Origin of the sequence: Pleomorphovibrio marinus (genome assembly GCF_003347495.1) — a bacterium.
Lineage (GTDB): Bacteria > Bacteroidota > Bacteroidia > Cytophagales > Cyclobacteriaceae > Pleomorphovibrio > Pleomorphovibrio marinus.
Genome location: NZ_QCXY01000003.1, coordinates 34,061 through 53,449, shown reverse-complemented (window position 1 = coordinate 53,449; position 19,389 = coordinate 34,061). Strand labels below are relative to the sequence as shown.

At 42.6% G+C, this 19,389-nt stretch carries 20 protein-coding genes; 17 read left to right on the top strand and 3 right to left on the bottom strand.

Going from position 1 to position 19,389, the window contains the following annotated elements; translation table 11 throughout:
- Window positions 1-17: 17 nt before the first annotated feature.
- Window positions 18-731, bottom strand: coding sequence for a Crp/Fnr family transcriptional regulator (locus DB520_RS09445; protein WP_157971997.1), 714 nt, complete (start codon window positions 729-731; stop codon window positions 18-20).
- A 170-nt stretch (window positions 732-901) separates the two neighbouring features.
- On the opposite strand from DB520_RS09445, the gene DB520_RS09440 reads away from it, so the two are divergent.
- From DB520_RS09440 to DB520_RS09400, 9 genes are all read left to right on the top strand, one after another.
- A complete protein-coding gene (locus DB520_RS09440) occupies window positions 902-1,342 on the top strand; it encodes a c-type cytochrome (RefSeq protein ID WP_114749478.1) in 441 nt (146 codons plus the stop codon).
- 144 nt (window positions 1,343-1,486) lie between these two features.
- Window positions 1,487-2,848: a cbb3-type cytochrome c oxidase subunit I gene (locus DB520_RS09435; RefSeq protein ID WP_114749863.1), complete on the top strand. Its 1,362-nt coding sequence runs from the start codon at window positions 1,487-1,489 to the stop codon at window positions 2,846-2,848.
- A 65-nt stretch (window positions 2,849-2,913) separates the two neighbouring features.
- Window positions 2,914-3,696 carry a CbbQ/NirQ/NorQ/GpvN family protein gene (locus tag DB520_RS09430; RefSeq protein WP_114749477.1) on the top strand — a complete coding sequence of 261 codons (783 nt, stop codon included), beginning with the start codon at window positions 2,914-2,916 and terminating at the stop codon, window positions 3,694-3,696.
- Between the two features lie 70 nt (window positions 3,697-3,766).
- Window positions 3,767-5,527: a nitric oxide reductase activation protein NorD gene (locus tag DB520_RS09425; protein WP_114749476.1), complete on the top strand. Its 1,761-nt coding sequence runs from the start codon at window positions 3,767-3,769 to the stop codon at window positions 5,525-5,527.
- 2 nt (window positions 5,528-5,529) lie between these two features.
- Entirely contained in the window at window positions 5,530-6,126 is a 597-nt protein-coding gene (locus tag DB520_RS09420; RefSeq protein ID WP_114749475.1) for a cytochrome c oxidase subunit 3, read from the top strand.
- Between the two features lie 11 nt (window positions 6,127-6,137).
- Window positions 6,138-6,383: a cytochrome C oxidase subunit IV family protein gene (locus tag DB520_RS09415; RefSeq protein ID WP_114749474.1), complete on the top strand. Its 246-nt coding sequence runs from the start codon at window positions 6,138-6,140 to the stop codon at window positions 6,381-6,383.
- A 97-nt stretch (window positions 6,384-6,480) separates the two neighbouring features.
- Entirely contained in the window at window positions 6,481-6,921 is a 441-nt protein-coding gene (locus DB520_RS09410) for an RrF2 family transcriptional regulator (RefSeq protein ID WP_114749473.1), read from the top strand.
- A 175-nt stretch (window positions 6,922-7,096) separates the two neighbouring features.
- Window positions 7,097-7,501 carry a hypothetical protein gene (locus DB520_RS09405; protein WP_114749472.1) on the top strand — a complete coding sequence of 135 codons (405 nt, stop codon included), beginning with the start codon at window positions 7,097-7,099 and terminating at the stop codon, window positions 7,499-7,501.
- Window positions 7,502-7,754: 253 nt separating this feature from the next.
- Window positions 7,755-8,381: a hypothetical protein gene (locus tag DB520_RS09400; protein WP_114749471.1), complete on the top strand. Its 627-nt coding sequence runs from the start codon at window positions 7,755-7,757 to the stop codon at window positions 8,379-8,381.
- 242 nt (window positions 8,382-8,623) lie between these two features.
- Here DB520_RS09400 and pckA read toward each other — a convergent pair whose 3' ends face one another.
- Both pckA and DB520_RS09385 read right to left on the bottom strand, forming a co-directional pair.
- Window positions 8,624-10,207: a phosphoenolpyruvate carboxykinase (ATP) gene (gene pckA, locus DB520_RS09395; protein WP_114749470.1), complete on the bottom strand. Its 1,584-nt coding sequence runs from the start codon at window positions 10,205-10,207 to the stop codon at window positions 8,624-8,626.
- Window positions 10,208-10,645: 438 nt separating this feature from the next.
- Window positions 10,646-10,912, bottom strand: coding sequence for a hypothetical protein (locus DB520_RS09385; protein ID WP_114749469.1), 267 nt, complete (start codon window positions 10,910-10,912; stop codon window positions 10,646-10,648).
- Window positions 10,913-10,970: 58 nt separating this feature from the next.
- On the opposite strand from DB520_RS09385, the gene DB520_RS09380 reads away from it, so the two are divergent.
- The 8 genes from DB520_RS09380 to dapB all read left to right on the top strand — a co-directional run bounded on the left by DB520_RS09380 (window position 10,971) and on the right by dapB (window position 19,384).
- On the top strand, window positions 10,971-11,750 hold the full coding sequence (locus tag DB520_RS09380; protein WP_157971996.1) for a hypothetical protein: 780 nt from the start codon (window positions 10,971-10,973) through the stop codon (window positions 11,748-11,750).
- A 155-nt stretch (window positions 11,751-11,905) separates the two neighbouring features.
- Complete coding sequence (locus tag DB520_RS09375) at window positions 11,906-13,525, top strand: CTP synthase (protein ID WP_114749467.1); 1,620 nt, start codon at window positions 11,906-11,908, stop codon at window positions 13,523-13,525.
- 50 nt (window positions 13,526-13,575) lie between these two features.
- Window positions 13,576-15,393, top strand: coding sequence for a membrane protein insertase YidC (yidC, locus tag DB520_RS09370; RefSeq protein WP_114749466.1), 1,818 nt, complete (start codon window positions 13,576-13,578; stop codon window positions 15,391-15,393).
- Between the two features lie 212 nt (window positions 15,394-15,605).
- On the top strand, window positions 15,606-16,289 hold the full coding sequence (locus tag DB520_RS09365) for a metal-dependent hydrolase (RefSeq protein ID WP_114749465.1): 684 nt from the start codon (window positions 15,606-15,608) through the stop codon (window positions 16,287-16,289).
- 6 nt (window positions 16,290-16,295) lie between these two features.
- Window positions 16,296-17,075: a ParA family protein gene (locus DB520_RS09360; protein ID WP_114749464.1), complete on the top strand. Its 780-nt coding sequence runs from the start codon at window positions 16,296-16,298 to the stop codon at window positions 17,073-17,075.
- A gap of 9 nt (window positions 17,076-17,084) precedes the next feature.
- Window positions 17,085-18,017, top strand: a complete 933-nt coding sequence (locus DB520_RS09355; protein WP_114749463.1) for a ParB/RepB/Spo0J family partition protein — start codon at window positions 17,085-17,087, stop codon at window positions 18,015-18,017.
- Between the two features lie 16 nt (window positions 18,018-18,033).
- Complete coding sequence (locus DB520_RS09350; RefSeq protein WP_232834905.1) at window positions 18,034-18,660, top strand: DUF5683 domain-containing protein; 627 nt, start codon at window positions 18,034-18,036, stop codon at window positions 18,658-18,660.
- Window position 18,661: 1 nt separating this feature from the next.
- Window positions 18,662-19,384, top strand: coding sequence for a 4-hydroxy-tetrahydrodipicolinate reductase (gene dapB / locus DB520_RS09345; protein WP_114749462.1), 723 nt, complete (start codon window positions 18,662-18,664; stop codon window positions 19,382-19,384).
- Window positions 19,385-19,389 lie beyond the last annotated feature (5 nt).

Genomic DNA, 19,389 nt, shown 5'->3' with positions numbered 1-19,389 from the left:
TTGCAGGTTTTGAGAAATTACTCCAAAATTTCCCATGATAAGTATGGGGATAGAAGTTCTTTGAGCTTAGGCATATCTGTAATGATAATTTTTTGGCCATCGCTTTCAAGGTATCCCTTTTCTTTAAGCAACGAAATGCTCCTAGAGACCTGCTCAGGGTTAGTGCCTGCAATGGCTGCAATCTCCGCCCTGGAAAAATCTATAAGTATTTTCTCTTTTTCTGTGTATCCAAAGGAGCTGCATATATATAAAAAGGCAAAGACGATTTTTTCAAAAGTTTTCATTTGGGAAAAACTCCTATTTCTAAGTTCGCTTTTTCTAAGTTCCTTGCTGTAAAAACGAATCACCTGGTAGGCAAACTTGGGGTTGTTGCTTATCAATTGAAAAAAAAGTTTGTTTTCTAGAAAACAAACTTTTGTATCTTCCATGGCCACGGCTCCTATGGGGTAGAATTCCTTGTCCAAAGTCATATGGCCTAATATATGTCCATCCCCCGCAAGCCTCACAGTTTGCTGTCTGTTTTGCAGGTTATTACTGACCACCTTTGCCTTACCCTTAAAAATGAAATAGGCGCCTAAAACCAGGCTTCCTTCCTGAAAAACATACTGGTCCTTAGGTATCAAATAATTGATTTTATTTTCACCGGCAAAAGCCTTTGCTTCCTGGTCACAATATTGTATCAGGCAGGATAAATTGGGGCAATTGCGGCAAGTGGGTATAGAAGTATTCAAAACGTTTCCTTTTTGTATCCTCAATCTACTGTTTTTGCGGTTGAATGGAACTGTAAAAAAGCATTTTTTAAAAAAACACAAATAAAAATTGACAATGTGAAGATAATTTCTCTACCTTCGTATAAATAAAGATAAAAAGGTCTTTTAATATTTAAATAAATTTTACAATCATGCTGTCGAAATCTCAAGCCAGGGCCTTCTTCCTAGGAGGGACCCTAGTCACTTTCTTGGCATTCATAGGACTTACAGTGTACTCCTTTATGCCAAGCAATGACCAATCGAACCATCACCTGATTGATGAGCAGGTGATAAGAGGAAAACATCTGTGGGAAACCAACAATTGTATGGGTTGCCACTCCCTGATGGGAGAAGGGGGCTATTATGCTCCTGAGCTTACCAAGGTGGTCGATCGAAAAGGGGAACCTATGATAAAGGCCATTTTGCAATCCCCGGTTATATGGGCACCCAATGGCCGAAAAATGGGGCCTTACGAAATGAGCGAGGAGGATTCCGAAGCTATGGTGGCATTCTTTAAATGGGTGGGGCAGATCGACCTTAACGGATTTGACAGGGTGGTTTCTCCCCTGGCAAAGGATAAAGCTAACAAATAAATTTTAGAAAGATGAAATCGAGCCTGTGCTGACGGCCGTCAGGGCATGACGCAAGCGACCCACAGAGGGATGATTAAAATCATGCGAAATTCCCTGTCTGCCGACCAGGCAGGCATATGGCCTTTAAAAAAAAATTATAATCATATGAAATATAAATCTCAACAGGTAGCCTACTGGTTCTTTGCCCTATGTATGCTCCTCTTTGCATTGCAAGTAGTTTATGGGTTCATCATGGGCTTTGCCAGAATTGGCATGGATGGGCTTCATGAATTCATTCCTTTTCATACAGCCAGAGCTGTACACACCAATTTGTTGGTGGTTTGGTTATTAACTGGATTTATGGGAGCTGCCTATTATATCATTCCTGAGGAAGCCCAGAGGGAATTGGTCAGTGTGAAATGGGCCTATGTGCAGTTGATTTCTCTTGCCTTGGTAGGAGTTGCAGCCATTACCGGTTATCATTTCAACATTTGGGAAGGAAGGAAATTCCTGGAAATCCCCAGGGAGCTGGATTATCTCGTAGTGGTAAATGTGCTTTTGTTCCTTGGAATTATTTTGACGACCCTGTTCAAGGGAAAGCGCCAAACTACCACAGCGCTGGTACTCTGCATGGGGTTGGTTTTTGCAGCCTTACTCTATTTACCGGGAATGATTTGGTTTGACAGTCAGGTGACCGATTCCTTCTTCCGTTGGTGGGTGGTACATCTTTGGGTAGAAGGGGTGTGGGAACTCATAATGGGAGGTATACTTGCCTTCTTGCTCATTAAGCTTACTGGTGTGGACAGGGAAGTGATCGAAAAATGGTTGTACGTAATTGTAGGGTTAACTTTCTTATCAGGAATTTTAGGCACCGGTCACCATTACTATTATATAGGCGTGAATAAAATATGGCTGGTGGTAGGTGGCGTATTCTCTGCACTAGAGCCTTTGGCCTTCTTGGCTATGGCACTTTTCGCCGTGTATATGTACAGAAAGGGAGAGAAAACCCATCCCAACAAAATTGCCTTGTTTTGGACCATTGGTGCATCTATCGTTTCCTTTATAGGGGCAGGGCTTTTAGGGTTTGCGCATACCTTGCCACAGACTAATATTTACACCCATGGCACCCTGGTCACTGCCATGCATGGGCATTACGCATTCTGGGGGGCCTATGCCATGATCGTACTTGCCATCATCAGCTATGCCATGCCTAATATAACCGGAAGGAAAAAATTCGACAATTTTAACGGGCACCTGGCTTTTTGGCTGTCAAATATTGGCATTCTGGGAATGGTGGTTGCTTTGGGTGTGGCAGGTGTGGTACAGGTTTACCTGGAAAGAAGACTTGGAATGGAGTTCATGGTCGCTCAGGAAGAAGTGAAAATCCATTTCGTGGTAATGCTGCTTTGCGCAAGCATGTTTGCCACAGGTGTGGGTCTCTATATCTATGAGTTCTTCAAGTTTGGTAGACCCACCGATGAGGCCTTGGCAAAACACGATGAGCCTGAACTTATTGCAGTTTCCTAATTGATTTTTAAGAATGTATCACCGGCCGGGCAACCAGGGGTTTCCCGGCCATAAATTACTTAACCATGCTAGTGAAATCAGCTCCCTATTACCATGAAACCCACAAGGAATCCGAGGTTTTTTACCATGCTTTTCAAAATCATTTGCCCTTGTTACTTAAAGGGCCTACTGGCACTGGTAAATCCCGGTTTGTGGAATTTATGGCCCATGAGTTGGACAAAAAGCTCATCACTGTCAGTTGTCACGAGGAAACCTCTTCCACCGATCTGATTGGGAGGTTTATCATAAAAGGTGCAGAAACGGTGTGGATAGACGGACCGCTTACCGCCGCAGTGAGGGAAGGAGCCATACTCTACCTGGATGAAATTGCGGAAGCCAGACCTGATGTAATCGTAGCCATTCACTCCCTCACAGACCACAGGAGAGAATTATTCATCGATAAGTTGGGTGAAAATGTGAAGGCAGCAAGTGGTTTTATGCTGGTGGCCTCTTTCAATCCAGGATACCAAAGGGGTTTTAAAGAACTAAAACCTTCTACCCGGCAAAGATTCGTGGCTATTTCCTTCGATTACCCAATACCGGAGGTGGAGGCGGACATTATCGTGAATGAGACCGAATTAGATTGGGATTCTGCAAAACGACTGGTAAAAATTGCCGGAAAAATCAGAAACCTCACAGAGCTTGGGCTTGCGGAGACTGTTTCCACGAGGCTTTTGATAGATGCGGCAAAACTTATCAAAAGCGGTCTTCCCAAGCGATTATCTGTAAATGTGGCGATGGTACAGCCTTTAACGGATGAGCCGCAGACTTTAGAGGCCTTAAAGGACCTTTGCGACCTAATGATTTAAACCTTGCCTTTTTCAATCCATTCTCTAAAGTTCTGGGTTGGGCAATTCAATTAGTTAAACAAAATATGTCATGGGACTGGATTTGGATGAGTGGATATACGGAAAGGTAGTAAAATACTTGAAGAAAAAACAGCGTATCACCGAGGATGGGCTCTCCTACAAGGTGGACCTGGAGGCAATCAAACCAAGGCTTACCTTTTTGGCAAGGGCACTTACGGGCAAGGCCATTTACTTGTTCCCTGCCGAGCGGGAAGGTGGATATAAGGAAGAAAGCTTTTTTCTTCCCGCCCATTTCAGCTTACTGTCTACCTGGGAGGAAAACCTTTCCTTTTATCTCTTTAGGACGGTATTTCTAAGTTTTCAGTCCCGCTTGGGATTGAACTGGCAAAGTGAAAAAGAAGGGGAAGACCTTGAATTGTCCAGGCAGATGGCTCGGAATACCTCGGGAGAAGTGCTGCATAGTATTTCGGAGGAATTGCCCTCAGTCATGGGAATCTATGACTCCATCATTGCTGAATTAAGTAAAAATGGAGAAGAGGTAGATTATTCCTGGGTATATGGCAAATGGATGTACCAGTCATCCCTTTCTAAGAAGGATAAATTGCAGCACATCAATGACAGGGCAAAAAAGCAAGCGACCCTAACGCCTACAACCTTGTTAAAAGCCAAGGCAGTAGAAGCCATCAAAACCCTACAAATTGATAAAAAGCAACAGGAGGATTATGTATTATTACATAATTTTGAAAAGGTAGAAACGGCTGAGGAATCCAGTGGTGTTTGGAGGGATTTTGATGGAAAAGATGAGTTGGAGGATCACCAGGATGCATTGGATGAGTTGCGCATGCACCTAACCGTAAGGGTAGATGACCCTACCCATTCCGTCTATCAGGCAGAATTTATGGAAAATGCCACGGTAAGCGAGAGTGCTGAGGCTCCCTCAAGGCATCACTTTATCGCATACGATGAATGGGATTATAAAAAGACCAATTACAAAAGAGAATTTTGCAAGGTTTATCCTTTTGAACAAAAGGAAACCGATACTGGCTACTATCATGCCACCTTACAGCAGCATTCTACTACCCTAATGAACATCAGGAAAATGCTCACTTCTTTGAATAATAAGTGGAGGCTGTTCCGCAGGCAATCCAGTGGAGAGGATTTTGATTTGGATGCCCTGACTGATAGGTACACTGAGGTGATGGCTAAAATTACCCCCAACGAGAAGGTGTACCTTTCAAAAAGGAAAAAGGAGAAGGATATTTCCATACTACTACTTTTGGACATCAGTCTTTCCACAGACGGATATGCCGCCAACAACCGGGTGATTGATGTAGAAAAACAGGTGTCCATCCTTTTTGGGGAGGTTTTAGATGAATTTCAGATTGACTTTTGCATAGACGGGTTTTATTCTAAGACCAGGAATTATGCCTCCTACCTCACCATCAAGGATTTTGACGAAAAGTGGATTTCTGCAAAGCATAAGATAGGTGCTGTGGAGCCTTCTGGCTATACCAGGATTGGTGCAGCACTAAGGCATGCTGGTGCAAAACTGGACCGAAGAAGTTCGAAAAATAAATGGGTGATCCTTCTCTCAGACGGAAAGCCCAATGACTATGACAAATATGAAGGCAAGTATGGGATTAATGATGTGAAGCAGGCCCTTAGGGAGCTGAATGAAAGAAATACCCATGCCTACGCCCTGGCCATTGAGGCCTCTGCAAAGTATTATCTCCCGCAAATGTTTGGTCAAAATCATTACCAAATTTTGACCACCCCCATAGAAATGTTAAAGGCACTCTTTCAAATATTCGAAAAAATTAAACATAATTAACTATGAATTTGTCACCTGCAACGGTTTCCTGGCCTGTGAAGTCGGAATTATCCAACCCACCCGGAGGTTTATTGATTTGGATTGTGATCCTACTGGAGCTGTTCACTTTTGGTCTCGGCCTTTTGGCATTGGTAGTTTATGGAAGGCAGGAGCCTGAGTTGTTTCAGTCTGCTGCCGCACATCTGGATACCCATTTGGGACTACTGAATACCTTGGTTTTAATGGGCAGTGGTTTTCTAATGGCACAGTCCGTATATTTTGCCCGGCTGGGAAATTTGGGAAAAGCGAAAAAATGGATTGGGTTCACATTACTATTAGGGGCATTGTTCGTAGCCATCAAAACCTTTGAATACACCCAAAAGTTAGGGTCAGGATTGATCATGGACGATAATATGTTCTTTACCCTATATTGGTTATTGACAGGCTTTCATTTGATTCATGTGGTGGTAGGAATGGTGATCTTGATCGTTTTATCTTTCAGCTTTAAATCAGGTAAAGAAGAAGAAAATGTGGAGAACCTGGTTTCAGGAGCAGCATTTTGGCACATGTGTGATTTGATTTGGCTGTTGTTATTTCCTGCATTGTATTTGATCTATTAAACGAAATTGGAATGAAAAACGCAATAGTATTTTCTCTTTTGGTAGGCCTCACACTGTCGACAGGATGGATTGCACAGTATATGGAAATGGGCAGGAACCTGGCTGTGTTGGTCATGGCCCTTGCTATGGTGAAATTTAGCCTTGTGGCCCTTTGGTTTATGGAATTGGTTCATGCTCATTTGTTTTGGAAAAGAACCATTTTGTTTCTTGGGGCCTTGTTTGCTTTAATAGTTGGGGGTTTGGCATTGGCTGCATAATCGAAAAAAAGGTAGATATATCTATTTTTTGATTAGTTTTACCCTTTAGGAAATCGTTTTGCCATTTTACCTTGGTTAATTTTAATCCACTAATACAATGTTCTCAAAAGCCTGTCAATACGGAATAAGGGCGGTAATTTACGTTTGGAAAAAAAGTCTTCAAGACCAAAAAGTAGGAGCTAAGGAAATTAGCAAGCATGTAGATGCCCCTGAGCCCTTTACTGCAAAAATCTTGCAAACACTGGTAAGACAGAAAATCTTGGGAAGTCAAAAGGGCCCCTCAGGAGGATTTTATGTGGATGAAAAGCATGAGAAGTTTACTTTAAAGGACTTAGTGGAAGCCATAGATGGTGACGAACTTTTCAATGGCTGCAGTCTAGGCTTGGAGGAATGCTCTGAGGAAAACCCTTGCCCTCTTCATAGTGAAATAAAAAAGGTTAGGGTTCATGTGGTACATATGTTGACCAAAAAAAGCCTTAAACAACTTGCCCAAGAAGTGGAAAGTGGCAGTACAGTGCTTTCCAGACTTTTGAATTGAACAGGAGATTATTCTAATAATAGGCAAATTCGTTTTATAAAAAGGCGAAAAATATATGGCATGGTTCTCCAAAATGAACCCTACTAAATTTTGATAAAAAAACCGCTTGACTGTCGCATTATTGTTATTTTTTTCGTCTTGGAATTGCTACCTCATTTAAAGGTAGGTACAAGCTATGCAAAGATGGGTATATTTGGTTTTGGTGCTAATGAGTTGCACGTTAGGGGAGCATCAGGAGTTTGAAAGAAACCCGCAAGGGTTGGAGGGTACTTGGAAGCTGGTGGAATCTGCAATTAGTACTGGAGGAGGGTTAAATGTGACTACTGTAAAAGATGAAAGGAAAATAACTTTTTTCCCCAACCAAACTTTTGTCAAAAGCCCCAAAGAGGATTGTGGCAGTGGTTTTTTCTATTTTGACGGTGAGGAACTGAAGCTGGATATTTTCTGTGGGGAGAAAGAATTTATGGAGCAATCTCAGGTTTATGCGGTAGAAATGAAGAAGGATTTTATGAAGCTTACTCCTGTATCCCCAGTTTGCATAGAAGGGTGTTGGTTCAAATTTAAAAAATTGCTTCAATAGTTTACCAAAGGGATCTATCTATTATGGAAAAGTAATATCTGCCGCTGAAGGGGCTAACCTTTTTAATATAGGAGGGTCACCATTATGCCTTATTTGCCTGTCTTTACCACTGTAGTGGGGTAAATGATGGGGAGTAAATTAAATTTATTTGTTAGCTGAACTCTTGAAATCTATACACTTATCGTTTTTCTTATTACTACTTAATTAACTGGCTTTCACACTTCAGAATTTAACTTTAAACAGTAAACAATCAATGAAAAAAAATGGGTTTGTACCGGTACTTATGGTCTGTTTGCTCGTAGCCTGTGGGCAGAAAAGTCACCAAAACGTCGAGACCATCGAAATGATGGGCATTTCAGAAATTGAATTATCCGGTTCAAAGACCGTGGTCAGCATCAGTTTTAATGGATCCACTGACCAAAAAGATACCTTTCTTAAACAGATACGGGAAGGGGAGTTGGCAAAATTTAACCCCAAGCTCCAGTATGAAAACATGTACCAAGAAAGCGATCCCCACGGGGAGAATGTAGGTAGGTTTATTCATAACTTAACCTACCAAATGCATGTGGAAGGACCGGATTTGGTAGAGGAAATTGCTAAGTTGATGGAAAAAAATAAAATCCCTGGGTATTTAAATACAAATGGCACTTTTATAAGTGCTGAGGAATTAGCGTCTATGCAGCTGCAATTATTTGAGCTTGCCATCAAGAACGCCCGAGAAAGGATCGATGCCTATACCAAATCCAATGGCAAGACTTTTAGGATTTTGGAAAGTACGGAAGTGGAGGAGCCCGGCTACCCCAACTTTTCCTTGGATGGGATTGTTTATAATAATCGCTTAAGCAAAAAAGTAAAAGTTAGGGCCGCTATAATCAAATAAGTAATAAAAAGTTCACTTTGGGTGGTCACAGTCTTTCTTCTGTGTTAGGACCATGAAACATGCCTCAAGGCCATTTCCATATGTACCCTATTATTACGGTAAACCGTATTGACAGGGTTGTTAGGGGAAGAAATTAGTGGCCACATTTGTAGACCAACTTCAAAAAAACCTTTGGGAGCCTTCTCAATTTTTATATTGATTAGTTTCCCAAAGGTTTATTTTGTCTTTCTTACGATGGGATATTAGCTTTTCTTTGGACCGGCCTCTATTATTTCAGGACTTACCTGTTGCTCAAACTGCTTGAAATTCCCAATGAACAGGTCTACAAGTTTGGTTTTGATCTCTGAGAACCTCTTTTTGTTTTTCCAAGTATTTTCTGGGAGCAAAATATTTTCAGGAACCCCAGGGCAAGACAAGGGAATTTCCAACCCAAAATTCTCTTCCCTCTGTGTTTCCACTCCTTCAAAATCCCCATGATGGATAGCATCCAATATGGCGCGGGTATAGGCTAATTTTATCCTAGCTCCTTCCCCGTAATCTCCTCCGCTCCACCCAGTATTTACTAACCAGGCATTCACCTTGTGTTCCCTCATTTTATCTGCCAAAAGGGTGGCATAGGTGTTGGGGTGCCACATCATAAATGCTGCTCCAAAGCAGGCACTAAAGGTGGCTTGAGGTTCCTTAACACCCATTTCCGTACCGGCTACCTTTGCCGTATAGCCTGAAATAAAATGGTAGCTGGCCTGGTCTGGGGTCAGCTTGCTCACTGGGGGCAATACACCAAAGGCATCGCAAGTAAGGAAGATAATATTTTTGGGGTCCCCTGCTACACAAGGAATTTGTGTGTTGTCAATGAATTCAATGGGATAGGATGCCCTGGTGTTTTGGGTGATACTGGTGTCGCTGTAATTTACTTTCCTGGTTTGTGGATCATACACCACATTTTCCAGCACTGTGCCATACCTGATAGCCCTGTAGATGTCCGGTTCGTTTTCCTCGCTTAGGTCAATGGCCTTTGCATAGCAGCCTCCCTCAATATTAAAAACCCCTTTTTCATGCCAACAATGTTCATCATCTCCTATCAACTTTCTTTTGGGATCAGCGCTAAGAGTGGTCTTTCCGGTTCCGGATAGTCCAAACAATAGAGTCACGTCACCATTTTCCCCCACATTGGCAGAGCAGTGCATCGGCAGGACTTTTTCCAGAGGCATGAGATAATTCATGATAGAAAATACTCCCTTTTTCATTTCACCGGCATACTCGGTGCCTAATATCACCATTTCTTTCCTTTCCAGGTTGATGCCTATACTGGTTTTGGAGGTCATGGTCGTGGTGAATTGGTTGGCAGGGAAGCTCCCTGCATTAAAAATGATGTAGTCTGGTTCTCCGAAATTCTCAAGTTCCTCTGCGGAAGGCATTATCAGCATGTTTTGCATAAACAATGCATGGTAAGCACGGGTACACACTATTCTTATCTTAAGCCTATATTTGTTTTCCCAGCCTGCAAAAGCATCAACGACATACAGGTTTTCCCTAGTATTAAAATAATCAATGGCTCTTTCACGGTTTACCATAAAAGTGTGCTCATCCATTTCAAAGTTTACAGGTCCCCAGTCAATGTGCTTTTCGGAGTTTTCGTTTCTTACGATCCGCTTATCCCGGGGGCTCCTCCCGGTCCTTTTACCGGAATACACCATCAGGGCACCGGTATCTGAGATGGCAGACCCTTTTTCAAGGTTTAATGCGGACTCATAGAGAATAGGTGTGGCGCCGTTTCTAAGTATGGTTGGAACCTCTATTCCATATTTTTTAAGTGTAAATTCCATGACTCTTTATTTGGGTTTTTGATGTTTACAAAAATAAAAGGTCTTTTTAAAGGCAGGGGTGTCATTCGTCCTTTATAAAGCTGATTAAAATCATTCTATTCTGGCAACGTTTTTGTATAGGTTTCTACAAAAAATGCAAATAATGAATTTAATTAGAGTTTTTGGTCCCTTACTAACATTAGCCGGAATTTTCGGTTTAATTTATGGGTCTTATTTATTTTTAAGTGATGAGGGGAATGACTGGAAGACTATATTGGTCTTGTTTCTTCTCGGATTAATTTTTTTCAGTTCAGGGTTGGGACTGATAAAGAAGGCAGAGGATACTTGATGACAGAAATTCCGTAAAACAAAATTTAAAATTTTAGTTCTTATGCTTTGGAAGAGAAAGGTAGGGTTTTGTTGAAAAAATCTTCCCTAGCGTATCCATGCAGAATACTTTCAATCCTCTTGGCCAATGTCATTTTCATTTTCAAATTTATTTCTTTTGATCTCAAACCTTTCTATTTCCTTATCAAGCATTTCCAAAGAATCTTGGTACCTGGAATAGAGGGTGGCCATATTCTTCTCCATATCCGAAAAATTGAATTCCATGGCTTCCAATTGAAGCTGGGTAACTTTTTCTACTAAAGCGACTTGACTGTTTTTAAGGTCTTCCATAAGTGAAAGTGCCCTGTCCATTTTATTTAATTTTTCTCGATTGTTCATGGCTACTTCGATTTTTTTTAATTATTTAGAACAATTATTGTTCCAACCTAGATCACCTATGACCGGACTTTTCACAGACATGGACCAATATGCTCGGGTTAGACATGAATATGGCGTTCCAAAAGTCATGTGGTGCTACTGGTCTGGGGGAGAAATGGTCAAATCACGGAAAAAAAGTTTTGAATGTTTGATTAAGCATATTGGCATTCCGGTATTTTTAGTGAATAAAAGAAATTTTAGAAGATTGGAGGTAAGCGATATTCCCATTCACCCTGCATTCGAATTGTTAAGTGCCGTTCATCAATCGGACTATGTAAGAGCATATTTATGGCACTTCTATGGGGGTGCATGGCATGATATTAAGGCCACAAAGGTCAGTTTTTCTAAATCTTGGGCCAACTTCAAAGACCCAGAGGTGTATCTGGTGGGAAGGCCCGAATACCCGAATGGCCCAGCTAGAGTCTTGGACAACAGGGGCAGATGGATGCCGGACTACTGGAAGGATTTGGTTTCAGTGATCGCTTGGATAGGCAGGCCCCAAACCCCATTTTCCGAGGAGGTGCTGAAAAACTTTCACTTTATCCTAGACCAGCATATCGATTTACTTAGAAAAAATCCTGGAAGACACCCAAGGGAAAAGAGAATAGAACCATTACATGGCCTTAGGCGTCAGCTCATTAAGGTCTCCTACTATTTTAGGGGAAGGGATGTTGCCTACCCCTTGCCATGGACCCTCTTCGGTAATATTTTTCATCCCTTAAATTTACAATTCCATTCTCATGTGTTGAAAGGGTTACCTCACGACAAGGTAAAAAATGCGGGGATGTACCATCGATAAGCTCAAAAGGACCGTTTTCCCTGTTTCTTTTCAGATTTGGACGAAGAAGAGGCAGGAAGTCAAAATTAAAGTCCCTCTTTCCCTATCCAAATCAATTATTTTATCTAATTTTGTGCCCCATAAGAAAACAAACAAAATTATCTTTAACCTTTCTTATGGGTTCTTCCACCAAACATATTTTTATCACAGGAGGGGTTACCTCCTCACTAGGAAAGGGGATTATCGCCGCCTCTTTGGCTAAACTATTGCAGTCTAGGGGAATATCTGTAACCATACAGAAATTCGACCCTTATCTGAATATAGATCCGGGCACGCTAAATCCCTATGAACACGGAGAATGTTTCGTGACAGAGGATGGAGCCGAAACGGACCTCGACCTCGGGCATTACGAACGCTTCCTAAATACGGAGACCTCCCAGGATAACAATGTTACTACCGGAAGGATTTATAATAACGTCATTACTAAAGAGCGAAAAGGGGAGTATCTTGGCAAAACTGTACAGGTAATACCCCATATCACGGACGAAATTAAAAAGAACTTTTACAAACTGGGAGAAACAGGCAAGTACGAGGTAGTCATCACCGAAATAGGCGGCTGTGTAGGAGATATTGAATCTCTTCCCTTTGTAGAAGCAGTGAGGCAGGCACGTTGGGATCTGGGATCAAACAATATCTTGGTCATTCACCTGACCCTGATTCCATACCTTGCGGCAGCGAAGGAGCTAAAGACGAAGCCCACCCAACATTCTGTAAAACAGTTGTTAGAGGCTGGGGTGCAACCAGATATTTTGGTTTGCAGAACGGAAAAGCACCTTCCTATGGACGTGAAAAAGAAGATAGCTCTTTTTTGCAATGTGCAATTGAACTGTGTCATCGAGGCCATGGATGCTGATTCTATCTATGACGTACCCCTCCTCATGAAGAAGGAGAAACTCGATGAAAGGGTAATGACTAAACTGAAGCTTACTTCCAAATCCAATACGGAGCTCGAGCAATGGAAGGAGTTTTTGGGGAAACTCAAAAACCCCACCCAAGAAGTAGAAATAGGGCTGGTGGGAAAATATGTTTCCTTGCCAGATGCATACAAGTCAATTATTGAATCCTTTACTCATGCAGGTGCCTCCCTGGAATGCAAGGTTAACCTCACACTAATTTCATCTGAAGAAATCAACGCTGACAACGTTCAAAAGAAATTGGGTGAGTTGGATGGCATAGTGGTGGCACCAGGATTTGGAGAAAGGGGCCTAGTGGGAAAAGTAGAGGCAGTAAAATATGCCAGGGAAAACAATATCCCTTTTTTTGGGATTTGCCTCGGATTACAAATTGCGGTGATTGAATTCGCCAGGAACGTGATGGGACTTAAAAGTGCAAGTTCCACAGAAATGGACCCTGAAACGGAATATCCGGTAATATTCCTGATGGAAGGTCAGAAAAACCTAACCCAGTTGGGGGGTACCATGCGACTTGGTTCATACCCCTGTGAGCTCACTAAAAACACCAAAGCCAGTGTTGCTTACAGTAAACCCAAGATCAGTGAAAGACACAGGCATAGATACGAATTTAACAATAAATACCTCAAGGAGTTTGAAAAGCATGGCATGGTAGCTTCCGGTAAAAACCCCGAGGGTGGCTTGGTGGAAATCATGGAGATTAAAGATCACCCCTGGTTTTTAGGGACTCAGTTTCACCCTGAGTATAAAAGTACAGTACTTAATCCCCATCCCTTGTTTGTGCGCTTTATCAAAGCTGCTATAGACGAAAAACAACAGAAATAAGTTAGAGCAATAGGAGGGGAGTAGTCCCCAACCTATCAAAGATACACACTATGGATAAAAATCAAGCGACAGGGTTATTGCTCTTTGCTGCGGTAATTCTGGTTTACTCACTCTTTTTTGCAAGTGGGCCCGAACCCTTGCCGGAGCGAGACACCCCTGCCCAGGCCGAAGTACCGGAGGAAACTCCCCAGCAGGAGCCTACACCGCTGACTTCTGAACAAGGGGATAGTGCTAAATTGGAGCAGCTACAGTCAAAGTTTGGGGCTTTTGCTTCCCTTGCATTAGGAGAGGAAAAGGAAGTAGTCCTGGAAAATGACGATATCAAAATCCTGTTTTCCACCAAGGGTGCTGAAATTAAATCGGTTGAGTTGAAGGGGTTCAGTACCTTCGATGGTAGGCCATTGATACTTTTGGAGGAAGATAAGGCTGAAATTGATTATTCCCTAAGTACAAGATCAGGGGAAATTTCACTGAACGACTTTTATTTCGAAGTGGAGGAGAGGGATACCGAGCTGGAGGAAACACAGGTTAAGCAATTGGTTTTCACTGGAACTACGGAAAACGGGTCTGTGCAAAGAATCTATACCCTCCCTGCAAGAGGATATGAGTTGCAACACAAACTCAACATCAGTAACCTTGGAGCTGAGCTATCCGAGCAACAAGTGACCCTGCGCTACGAGAACCGTCTACCCAGATTAGAAGAAGATCTGGAAGAGTCTCGTAGAAAAACCTATATGAATTTTTACACTTCCGATGGAAAGTACGATTACCTAACCACTGGAAATTCCGAGGACCAGGCTAGACCTGAAAAACCCCTGCATTGGGTAGCCTATAAGCAGCGCTTCTTCACCTCAGCTATTATAGCGGATGGGGGAATGCAGGCCAACAACCTTTTTCAGGACACCGACGAAGATAGTGATGAAATAGAAAAGGTGATGCAGTCGGAAATTCTGTTGCCTCTCACAGCAGACGGAGCCGAATTACGCTATTATTTTGGTCCGAACAACTACAATATATTAAGAAGGGTTGCCCCTGATTTTGACAAGAATGTGGACATGGGGTACTTCTTTGTGAGTTGGGTGAACAAGTACATCATTGTCAACTTGTTCCATTTTCTAGAGAAGTACTTCAACAATTACGGGGTCATTATTATTTTGATCGTTTTTATTATCAAGCTCTTCTTGTTGCCGCTTACCTATAAATCCTACATAGGGATGGCCAAAATGAGGGTAATAAAGCCTGAAATAGACGAGTTGAAGGAAAAATACGGGGACGACCCCACCAAAATGCAACAAGAGCAGATGAAGCTTTTTGGCCAGTTAGGAGTAAGCCCAATTTCGGGATGCCTGCCTATGGTATTGCAAATGCCTTTCTTGTTGGCAATGTTTTTCTTCTTTCCCAATTCCATTGAATTGAGGCAGGAATCCTTTTTATGGGCTCATGACCTTTCTACCTATGATTCCATCATAAACTTGCCCTTTACCATTCCCTTTTATGGGGCGCACGTGAGTTTGTTCACCCTATTGATGACGGTTTCTCAGTTGGCTTATACGCATTTCAACAACCAATTAACCACTGCGCAGGGGCCAATGAAAAACATAGGTTACATCATGCCTGTCGTCTTTATGTTTGTGCTAAATTCCTTCCCTGCCGCATTGAGTTTTTACTATTTTGTGTCCAACATGGTGACCTTCGGTCAACAGGCTTTGATCAAGCAATTTGTGGATGATGGCAAAATCCGTCAGAAGGTGGAAGAAACCAAAGCGAAAAACGCCAATAAGAAAAAATCCAAATTTCAGATGAAGTTGGAAGAGGCGATGAAGGTGGCCGACCAGAAAAAGGACACCCGAAAAAAGAAGAAAAAATAATCGCTGTTAAAACTAAGGAGGGGCCGGAATCAAGGCCCCTCTTTTTTGTTTATCCCCCATAAATTCCAATATTTGTGTTTGTGGCTATCCTTGCTTTGCAAAGGTTTTGGTGGATTGGCCATCTTATCCACAACATACTGTGGAAAAGTAACTTTCTTCGCTAAGGATTTTAGTGATATATTTGTGAACCTTTGGACTAAACCGAAACAGCTATGATTGAACTAACCTATTTTGGACATTCTACCTTTCTGTTTGTCATTGATGGGAAGAAGGTATTATTCGACCCCTTCATTACCCCAAACGAATTAGCAAAGGGGGTTGACATCAAAGCCCTCAATCCGGATTACATTCTGGTCACACATGGTCATGAAGACCACGTTGCAGATGTGGAAACCATTGCTAAGGAAAGTGGGGCCATGTTGGTGTCAAATTTTGAGGTTGTAAGTTGGTTTCAGGAAAAGGGGATTGAAAATGTCCATCCTATGAACCATGGAGGAAGTAAGTCCTTTGATTTTGGGAAGGTGAAGTATGTAAATGCTATTCACAGCAGTACCCTTCCAGATGGTTCAGGAGGAGGCAACCCAGGGGGTTTCGTGGTGAAAACCAAGTCAGGGACTTTTTATTATGCAGGGGATACGGCGCTTACTTATGACATGAAGTTAATAGGGGAGGAGTCCGATATCAAATTTTCCTTAATGCCTATAGGAGACAATTTCACCATGGGTATAGAAGACGCCATCAAGGCGGCGGATTTTGTCGGTACCAACGTGATCATAGGCATGCATTACGATACCTTTCCCTATATAGAAATCGATAAGGAAGCAGCAAAAGAAAAAGCCAAAAAGGCAGATAAGGAATTGATTATCCTTGAAATCGGAGAAAAAATCACCCTTTAACAAAAAATGGGAAAAATAATAGCGATTGCCAATCAAAAAGGCGGTGTAGGAAAGACCACAACTGCCATGAATCTTGCGGCAAGTTTTGCAGTGCTTGAGTACAAGACACTTGTGGTGGATGCGGATCCTCAGGCCAATACCACATCTGGACTGGGGTACGATCCCAAAGAGATCGAAACCAGCATCTACGAATGTATGGTGAACGGGGATAACATAAAGGACATTGTAATCCATACGGACATAGAGAATCTGGACTTGGTGCCCTCCCACATTGATTTGGTGGGTGCAGAAGTGGAGATGGTGAACCTCGAAAACAGGGAAGAAAGGATGCGAGAGGTGGTAGCCGAGGTAAAGGACGAGTATGATATCGTCATTATTGACTGTTCCCCATCCCTTGGCTTGATTACCATCAACGCCTTGGTAGCAGCGCATTCCGTAATTATCCCGGTGCAGTGTGAATACTTTGCACTTGAGGGCTTGGGCAAATTGCTCAAGACCATCAATATTATCCAATCCAGGCTTAACGAAAACCTAAAAATTGAGGGGATCCTCCTGACCATGTATGACGTGAGGTTAAGGCTTTCCAATCAGGTAGTGGAGGAGGTACAGATGCATTTCAAAGACATGACTTTCGAAACCATTATTCCTCGAAACGTTAAATTGAGTGAATCACCCAGCTTTGGGATGCCGGTGGTAGCTTTTGATGCCACGGGTAAAGGGGCTGTAGCCTACCTGAACCTGGCAAATGAGATCGCTACGAAAAATGGTATGGCCAAGGTGAATTGATAGCAATATATGGCAGAGAATAAGTCTACGGGCACAAAAAAAAGGAAAGCACTGGGTAGGGGGTTAGGAGCCCTGTTACAGGACTCCCCGCAAAAGAAATCCTCCGGGGAAACCACTGAAACGGTTCACCCAGTTGCAGGTATTTATGAAATACCAATGGAGAATATTCAAGTTAACCCTTTTCAGCCTAGGGTACACTTTGACAAAGGGGCACTTGAAGAATTGGCCGACTCCATAAAGGTGCAAGGAATTATCCAGCCCATCACGGTTAGGAAACTTGAGGACAACGAATTCCAACTAATCAGTGGTGAGCGTAGGTTTCAGGCTTCCAAGATGGCTGGGCTGGAAGCAATCCCTGCCTATGTACGTACGGCTAACGACCAGCAGATGCTGGAAATGGCCCTTATAGAGAACATCCAACGTGAAAATTTAAATGCACTTGAAATAGCGCACTCCTATCAGCGTTTACTAAGCGAGTGCAGCCTTAAACAAGAGCAACTTGGAGATAGAGTGGGTAAAAACAGAACCACGGTGAATAACTACCTAAGGTTGCTTAAACTACCCCCTGATATCCAGGCCGGTATACGGGACCAAAGGATCAGTATGGGGCATGCAAGGGCATTGGTGAATATAGAGGATGTGGACAAGCAGTTGGCCATTTTCAAGAAGACTTTGGCAGAGGAGCTGAGCGTAAGGAAGGTGGAGGCCCTGGTAAAGGAGCTCAACAGCCCCAAACCTTTGGCAGGTGAAAAAGAAAAGTCGGACACAGATACAGACCCGGTAAAGAAATATGAACTTGGGAAGCTTCAGCAAAAACTTGCCTCCCATTTCGGAACCAAGGTGTCTTTGAAGTCCGATGGTAAGGAAAAAGGAGAAATAAAAATCCCTTTTCATTCCACGGATGATTTGAACCGAATATTGGAAATATTGGAATTGATATAGCCACTAGATAATCTACATGGAAGTAGTGCCCTTCAGGTTAAGATCTCCCCACTGGTTTAGGGTGGTTTTTATTATTTTATTACTTTTGACGGGTCAAAAGACATTTTCACAGGTAGAACCGGATACAACAATAGTGGAACAGCAAGTGCCTGAGGAGGAAGAGGAACTCAGCGACGAGGAGCGCATACCGGGTTATAAAGATCCGAACAAAGCCCTGTTGTTTTCCTTGTTGGTTCCTGGGGGTGGGCAAGTCTATAACGAAAAAGTATGGAAAGTGCCGCTGATTTATGGTGGAATCCTCACATCCATTTACTTTTTGGAGTTTAACAACCGCCGCTATAAACGTTTTATCGATGCCTTGGATATTATCAGGGACCCAAGTTCACCTCCCGAAGCCAACCCCTTTCCTAATCTCAACCAGGACGGGATCATCAGGAATGTGAATTTCTGGAGGAGAAACAGGGACACTATGTATTTGGTATTTGCAGGTATTTATGCATTGGGGATCGTTGATGCATTTGTGGACGCACACCTTTCAGGGTTTGACATCAGTGATGACCTCACCCTTAAATTCGAGCCCTCGGTAGAGCCCTTAATGGCAAACACTTCATCGATTGGAATAGCTTTAAAATTAAAATTTTAAAATGAATATACTGATTTTAGGATATGGCAAAATGGGTAAGATTATCAGCGAAATCGCTGAAGGTCGCGGCCACCATATTAGTGGGAAAATCAATATCGAAAACACCTCTGACCTGGAAAACTTGGATCCGACGCAGGTAGATGTGGCCATCGAATTCAGTCAGCCTGAGGCCGCATTCGGAAATATCAGCTGGTGCTTGGAAAAAGGCGTCCCGGTGGTGAGTGGAACCACAGGATGGCTGGAAAAGAGAGGGGAGGTAGAGGGGCTGTGTCTAGCAAAGAACGGAACCTTTTTTTATGCCTCCAATTTTAGCGTGGGAGTCAATGTTTTCTTTAAGGTAAATGCTTTTTTGGCCAAATTGATGAAAGACCAGGCTGCCTACAAGGTCAGTATGGAGGAGGTTCATCATACCGAAAAAAAAGATGCCCCAAGTGGAACAGCCATTACCTTAGCCGATGGGGTATTGGATAAAATTGAAAGATTAAAGGAGTGGACCCTTGACCAGGGACAACCCATTAAGGAATCCCAGCTCCCAATTACTGCAAAAAGGATAGACCCGGCACCGGGAACCCATATTATCCGCTACCAGTCTGAAATAGATGAAATCGAAATTTCGCATACCGCCCACAGCCGAAAAGGGTTTGCAGAAGGGGCAGTGTTGGTAGCCGAATGGATCAAAGACAAAAAAGGAATATTATCTATGGACGATTTTTTGTCCTTCTAATCACT